Consider the following 6004-nt stretch of genomic DNA (forward strand, 5'->3'; position numbering starts at 1 on the left):
TCAACAGGAGACAACCATGAAATCCAACAAGAAATGGCTCATCGCACTGGCATTGGGCGCGGCGGGGGTGACTTTCGCGCAGGCGCCTGTCTGGCCGTCAGTCAAGCCGATCCGCCTGATCGTCGGCTACCCGCCCGGAGGCGGCATCGACTTCGCCGCGCGAGTCGTGCAGGTGCCGCTGGCGGAGGCCATCGGCCAGCAGATCATCATCGACTATCGCCCCGGTGCGGGAGGCACCATCGCGGCGACGGAGCTCACGCGTGCGGCGCCCGATGGCTATACGCTGCTGCTGGCCAACACCGGGCCGTTCGCCATCGCTCCGTACCTGCAAAAGAAGATGCCTTATGACCCGATCACCCAGTTCACCTATATCGGTCAGATCAGCCAGGGCAGCTACGTGGCGGTGACGCGCCCAGACCACCCCGCGAACAACATCAAGGAATGGGTGGACTGGGCGCGCGCCAATGCGGGCAAGGTGAATTTCGCTTCGGGCGGCAGCGGCACCTCCACCCATCTCAATGGCGAACTGATGAACAAGGCCTCGGGCCTGAACGTGACCCATGTTCCGTACAAGGGAAGTGCGCCAGCCATCCAGGACCTGATTGGCGGACAGACGCAATTGCTGATCGATGCGGGGAGCGTGCTGATTCCGCAGGTCAAGGGCGGCAAGCTCAAGGCGCTGGCCGTGACAGGCCCCATGCGCGACCCGCAGTTGCCCGATGTCCCCACGGTGCGTGAGCTGGGGCTCCAGGGTATGGAGTCGGTGGGCTTCCAGGGGCTTGTCGGCCCGGCAGGAATGCCCCAGGATATCGTGAAGAAATTGTCGGATGCGCTGGCCAAGGTGCTGGCCGATCCGGATCTGCAGGCCAAGTTCGCAAGCTCCGGCGCGCAGGCCCATGCGCTGTCCCCAGCAGAGTTCGCCGCTTTCGTGAAGCAGGACAACGCCAAGTGGTCGGCGCTTATTCGTGAGCGCAAGCTGCAGCTGGATTGAATGGACGTGGCCGTATCGGCATCACATCTGCGTGATCTGGCCTGCTATGCCACCTGAGCCCATTCCATCGCCTTGGAGCGGGCCTCGTGGAGCTGGTGGGTCGTAAGGCGCAGCGCCAGGGCGGCGTGCTCCACCTTGGCCTCTTCACTGAATTCCAATGTCTGCGTGAGCGACAGCAGCGCGCCCAGATAGCCGGCCTGCTGCAGCACGGCATCGCGCACGCTCTCGGGCAGGTGCAGCAGGCTGGAGATGGCAGGTGCCGAGATGTGCAGCAATTCGCCGAGCTGCGAGATCAGTCCCACCATGAAGGCCTGGTTGCAGACGATCTTCGGCAACTGCTGCGCCCTGGCGAGCAGTTCCATGTAGCGGCCGCACAGCACGGCGCTCCTGGCCGGTGCGGGGGTGAAATCGCTGGTCACCCGGAAAGTCTGCAACAGCTCCGTCCAGCAGCCGATGCGGTTGTGCCCCAGCAGCGAAACGGCATGTTCGACGGACATCGGCCCGTCGGGAGGGCAGATGCCGGAGGTCACCAGCAGGCGCAGCAGGTTGAATGAGAGCACTGCATCCTGCTTGACCCAGTTGGCGATGTCCTGATGGCTGGCCGCGCCGCGGACGAGGTGCATCAGATGATCGATGCTGGCCTGTGTCGGGAACTGCAGGTGCGCCTCGACGAGCTGCGGGCGGGAGAGCCAGTAGCCTTGGAACAGTTGCACGCCAAGGCCGCTCAGCAATTCCTGCTGGGCGGCCGTTTCTATTTTCTCGGCGATCAGCCGGGCCTCGGTTTGCCGTTTGGCATATTTGACCAGCACGGTCACCTGATCGGCGGGCAGGACGGAGAGATCGATCTTGATGAAGTCGGCGAGCGGCAGCCAGGCGGAATAGGCCGACTCCAGTACCGTCTGATTGAACGCCAGGCGGAATCCGCGCTCATGCAGCGCCTGAAGGTTCGGCAGGCGTGTCTTCACCTCTTCCGCCGCGGTATGCCCGAGCGGCGGGATTTCAAGAATCACCCTTCTGGGATCGAGCAGATTCAGATGGCCTTCCACCAGGCTCTCGTGGGTGCAGTTCACGAAGATCAGCGTTTCTCCCATCAACTCGTCCACGCCGGCATGCGAAAGGGCGGTGAGCGCCAGCATCATGTCGCTGGCGGCCGTGTGGGCCGCGTGATTGCGCGACCGGTTGAAAAGCTCGTGCCCGACGACTTGCCCCTGCGCATTCACGATGGCCTGCCTTGCAATCAGAGCGACGCTGGATTGTCTCGTGTGCGTTTCAATCGGCTGAGATATCGGGATGGTGTGCATGCGGGGTGTGGGGGAGCACGGTGCGCTCTTCAGGGGGAAGGGCTCGGTTTTTTCGTTGTCTATTGAAAATCAGCGTGAATTGTAGGAATGAATGTTTTGCTTGTGGCATATCGAGGTGCGAATCTTTTTGTGTGATTTATCGAATTCGCATTTCTGAATTGATGAAAGTCATTGCGCATTCAGTGATTCAGCCATAGCAACTCTTCCTCGCTGAAACCTGCTGCGAGCCGCGCGGCCTTGTTGAGTGGTGGTTTGGGACGTGGAGCCTCATAAATCCGGGTCAACTCGGCAAAGTGCGGGAGCGGGTCAAGGCCGTCACGAGCACATAACCATTGATACCAATGATTACCTATGGCGACGTGGCCAATCTCTTCCCGGAGGATGATGTCGAGAATATCCACCGCGGCAAGCGCGTCCGCCGTGCCGATCTGGCGCAGCTTGTTCTGGATGAGCGGAGTGGCGTCGAGCCCGCGCGCTTCCAGCGTGCGTGGGACCAGCGCCATGCGCGCGACGATATCCGACGACGTTTTCTCGCACATGGTCCAAAGGCCCTGGTGCGCGGGAAAGTCGCCATAGTCATGGCCCATGGTGCGCAGATGGTCGCGCAGCAGGCGAAAGTGCCTGGCCTCCTCGCCGGCCACGCGCAGCCAGTCGAGATAGAACTGCTCGGGCATGCCCGCGAAGCGCCAGACGGCGTCGAGCGCCAGGTTGATGGCGTTGAATTCGATATGCGCGATCGCGTGCAGGAGAACGGCCCGTCCTTGCGGCGTGGCGGGAGAGCGTCTGCCCACTTCGGTGTGCTTCATCAGCACGGGTTTCTCGGGGTGTCCGGGCAGTGCGGCGCCGACAGGAGTCATCAGCGTGAGTTGACGGTCTATTGAAAATTGCGCTGCCCGCGCATACATATCCAGCGACTGCGCTGATTTTTGTTCCGGGTCGGTGATGCACAAGACCTGCAATGCTCGTTGACGTAACTCCATACCTACAATTCTAGGGATGTTGTAAACAAATCAGATGGCTCGCCGCCTTGCGGATGCTTTGCGGGCGCGAGGCGCGGGCAGGCGCTGTTTTTGTTTCTGCTTCAATTATTTCAATACCGAGGAGATGAACGCCCATGGCAACCTATGAACTGGATGGAGTGGCGCCCAGCGTGCCCGAGTCGGCCTGGATCGCGGACAGCGCTCAGGTCATGGGCGATGTCAGGCTGGGAGAGGGCGCCAGCGTGTGGTTTGGCGCAGTGGTGCGCGGCGATACCGATACGATCAGCATCGGCGCGGGTACCAACATCCAGGATGCGAGCGTGCTGCACGCGGATCGTGGAATGCCGATGACCATCGGTGCGAACGTGACGGTGGGGCATCAGGTCATGCTGCATGGCTGCACGATTGGCGACGAGTCGCTGATCGGCATCGGCGCCGTGGTGCTCAACGGGGCGAAGATCGGCAGGAACTGCCTGGTGGGCGCGGGATCGCTGGTGACGGAGGGAAAGGAGTTTCCCGACGGCTCGATGATCCTGGGAAGCCCGGCGCGGGTCGTGAAACAGCTCTTGCCCGAGCAGATGGAGGGGCTGCGACAAAGCGCGCGGCACTATATGGAAAATGCGCGCCGCTTCAAGCAAGGGCTGCGCAGGATTGATTAATGGATGAGCCCCGGGGGGCCGCTTGCGGGAATGCCGCGCAACGCTTCGGGGCTGTTTGTTTTATAGAAAGATGGTCGAGTGTCCGAACTCCATAAGTTTCTTTTTGATGGCCTGCCGGTTCGCGGCATGATCGTACGGCTCACCGATGCCTGGACCGAAATCCTGAGCCGTCGCGCCGCCAACACGGAGTCCGGCAACTACACACCGGCCGTGCGCGAGCTGCTGGGCGAAATGGCCGCCGCCGGCGTGCTCATGCAGTCCAACATCAAGTTCCAGGGCGCGCTGATCTTCCAGATCCAGGGCGATGGCCCGGTCAAGCTGGCCGTGGCCGAGGTGCAGTCGGATCTGAGCCTGCGCGCCACGGCGACGATTCCAGGCGCGGTCACCGAAGAGATGATCAGCCTGTCCTCGCTCGTGAACGTGAATGGCCATGGCCGCTGCGCGATCACGCTCGATCCCAAGACGCGCCTGCCCGGCCAGCAACCCTACCAGGGCATCGTTCCGCTCAACGGTGGGCATGGGCAAAAGCTGGAGAAGCTCAGCGACGTGCTGGAGCAGTACATGCGCCACTCCGAGCAACTGGACACCACGCTGGTGCTGGCCGCCAACGATGAGGTGGCCGCCGGGCTGCTGATCCAGCGCATGCCGGTGAAGGGCGAGGCCAATCTCGAATCCGCGCAGGGCGCCGATGCCGAGGCGGATCGGATGGATGCGAACGAAGACTACAACCGCATCTCCACGCTGGCAGCGAGCCTGACGCGCGACGAACTGCTCACGCTGGATGTGGATACCATTTTGCGCCGCCTGTTCTGGGAGGAGAAACTGCTGCGCTTCGTGCCGCAGCAGGGCGAGGATGGTCCGCGCTTTGCATGCACCTGCAGCCGTGAGCGTGTGAGCAGCATGTTGCGCGGCCTGGGAGAGGAAGAGGTGCTGGACGTGATTGCCGAGCGCGGCATGGTGGAGGTCGGCTGTGAATTCTGCGGCAAACAGTACCGCTACGATTCCGTCGATGCGGCGCAACTGTTCACCGACCGCGAAAAGCAGCCGCCGGGCTCCAGCAACATCCAGTGAGTCCCGTGGCTGGGCAACGCGGCCTCAGGCGGTGCTGGTCAGGCTCGAGAACAGGCGGTGCTCGCATTCCGGATCGCTGCATTTCTCGCAGGACCATGCGCGCATGCGCGGATGTATCGGCTTGGCGACATCGGTGATCGTGAAATACGCGTTCTCGTTCGATGGAAGGTGCATGCGCGCGGCCAGCGCGATGGCGTTGGCTGCATTGCGCAGGCGTTCGTCCTGCGTGGTGCCATAGAGCACTTGAAAGCCCAGTTGCGCTTGGGTCAGCGCATTGCGCAGCGCCAGCTCATCCGACTGGAAGTTGGGTGAAAGAGAGGGTACCAGCAGCGACAGATGCGGGGGACTGAATGTCTTCAGTTCGTTGCGAAGCCATTCGCTCGTGCATGTGTACGCGTGCTGCTGTGCCGTATGGCCCGCCTGCGCGGGAACTGCACAATGCGCATGCATGGCAAGCCGCTCGCTCCAGCCCGGTTGATGGTCCGCATAGTCCTGCATGGCGCGTGCCATGGCTGCCGCGCCCATTCCCCAGAAGGAAATGCGCAGTATTCGGCGGGAAGCGGGAGGAGGTTGATCAGCGCCTGGATGCAGCGACATGCACGTAGATTTCATTGGGCTTGACCATGCCAAGCTCGCTGCGCGCCTTCTCCTCGACCATATCCATGCCGTCCTTGAGATCGGAGACTTCCGCGCTCAGCCGTTCGTTCTCCAGGCGGGCCTTGTCGTTGGCCGCCTTTTGCTCGGCAATCTGCTGGCGCATGCTGGCGATGTGCTCAACGCTGCCTCGCCCGCTCAGCAATTGCGTCAGCACCAGCAGGAGCAGCAGCAAGAGAATCAGGGGAACGACGCGGGTGCTCATGGACTAGGTGGATGCAGCGGTGATGGCCTTGGGACAGATGGTACACGCAGGCTGTTGCTGAAACACAACTACGGCGCCTGCCACCGGACCTTCAATTGGAAAGGATAACGCGGTGGCGGCACGCCGTGAGCTGATCTGCCCGG

At 62.2% G+C, this 6004-nt stretch carries 7 protein-coding genes; 3 read left to right on the forward strand and 4 right to left on the reverse strand.

All coding sequences use genetic code 11. The features are described 5' to 3' along the window. Positions 1–16 precede the first annotated feature (16 nt). Positions 17–991 carry a Bug family tripartite tricarboxylate transporter substrate binding protein gene (locus tag ABWP92_RS06425; protein ID WP_353234537.1) on the forward strand — a complete coding sequence of 325 codons (975 nt, stop codon included), beginning with the start codon at positions 17–19 and terminating at the stop codon, positions 989–991. Positions 992–1035: 44 nt separating this feature from the next. Here the strand turns inward: ABWP92_RS06425 and ABWP92_RS06430 are convergent, their stop codons facing one another. Together ABWP92_RS06430 and ABWP92_RS06435 are read right to left on the reverse strand one after the other, a co-directional pair. Next, a complete protein-coding gene (locus ABWP92_RS06430) occupies positions 1036–2292 on the reverse strand; it encodes an EAL and HDOD domain-containing protein (RefSeq protein WP_353234538.1) in 1257 nt (418 codons plus the stop codon). A gap of 179 nt (positions 2293–2471) precedes the next feature. Beyond that, positions 2472–3272, reverse strand: a complete 801-nt coding sequence (locus ABWP92_RS06435) for a ferritin-like domain-containing protein (protein ID WP_353234539.1) — start codon at positions 3270–3272, stop codon at positions 2472–2474. Positions 3273–3406: 134 nt separating this feature from the next. On the opposite strand from ABWP92_RS06435, the gene ABWP92_RS06440 reads away from it, so the two are divergent. Both ABWP92_RS06440 and hslO read left to right on the forward strand, forming a co-directional pair. Beyond that, on the forward strand, positions 3407–3931 hold the full coding sequence (locus tag ABWP92_RS06440; protein WP_353234540.1) for a gamma carbonic anhydrase family protein: 525 nt from the start codon (positions 3407–3409) through the stop codon (positions 3929–3931). Between the two features lie 78 nt (positions 3932–4009). Next, the gene (gene hslO / locus ABWP92_RS06445) at positions 4010–5002 is read left to right on the forward strand and encodes an Hsp33 family molecular chaperone HslO (RefSeq protein ID WP_353234541.1); all 993 of its coding nucleotides are present in this window, start codon (positions 4010–4012) and stop codon (positions 5000–5002) included. 24 nt (positions 5003–5026) lie between these two features. Here the strand turns inward: hslO and ABWP92_RS06450 are convergent, their stop codons facing one another. Continuing rightward, on the reverse strand, positions 5027–5512 hold the full coding sequence (locus tag ABWP92_RS06450) for a hypothetical protein (RefSeq protein ID WP_353234542.1): 486 nt from the start codon (positions 5510–5512) through the stop codon (positions 5027–5029). Positions 5513–5576: 64 nt separating this feature from the next. Beyond that, entirely contained in the window at positions 5577–5861 is a 285-nt protein-coding gene (locus tag ABWP92_RS06455) for an FtsB family cell division protein (RefSeq protein ID WP_353234543.1), read from the reverse strand. Positions 5862–6004 lie beyond the last annotated feature (143 nt).

It is taken from the genome of Diaphorobacter ruginosibacter (assembly GCF_040396215.1).
In the GTDB taxonomy this organism is placed as follows: domain Bacteria; phylum Pseudomonadota; class Gammaproteobacteria; order Burkholderiales; family Burkholderiaceae_C; genus Diaphorobacter_A; species Diaphorobacter_A ruginosibacter_A.

Bases quoted from the DNA above. Each gene is read 5' to 3' on its own strand.
- ABWP92_RS06455 (WP_353234543.1), bottom strand. From the start codon at position 5,861: ATGAGCACCCGCGTCGTTCCCCTGATTCTCTTGCTGCTGCTCCTGCTG.
- ABWP92_RS06425 (WP_353234537.1), top strand. From the start codon at position 17: ATGAAATCCAACAAGAAATGGCTCATCGCACTGGCATTGGGCGCGGCG.
- ABWP92_RS06430 (WP_353234538.1), bottom strand. From the start codon at position 2,292: ATGCACACCATCCCGATATCTCAGCCGATTGAAACGCACACGAGACAA.
- ABWP92_RS06440 (WP_353234540.1), top strand. From the start codon at position 3,407: ATGGCAACCTATGAACTGGATGGAGTGGCGCCCAGCGTGCCCGAGTCG.
- ABWP92_RS06435 (WP_353234539.1), bottom strand. From the start codon at position 3,272: ATGGAGTTACGTCAACGAGCATTGCAGGTCTTGTGCATCACCGACCCG.
- ABWP92_RS06450 (WP_353234542.1), bottom strand. From the start codon at position 5,512: ATGGCACGCGCCATGCAGGACTATGCGGACCATCAACCGGGCTGGAGC.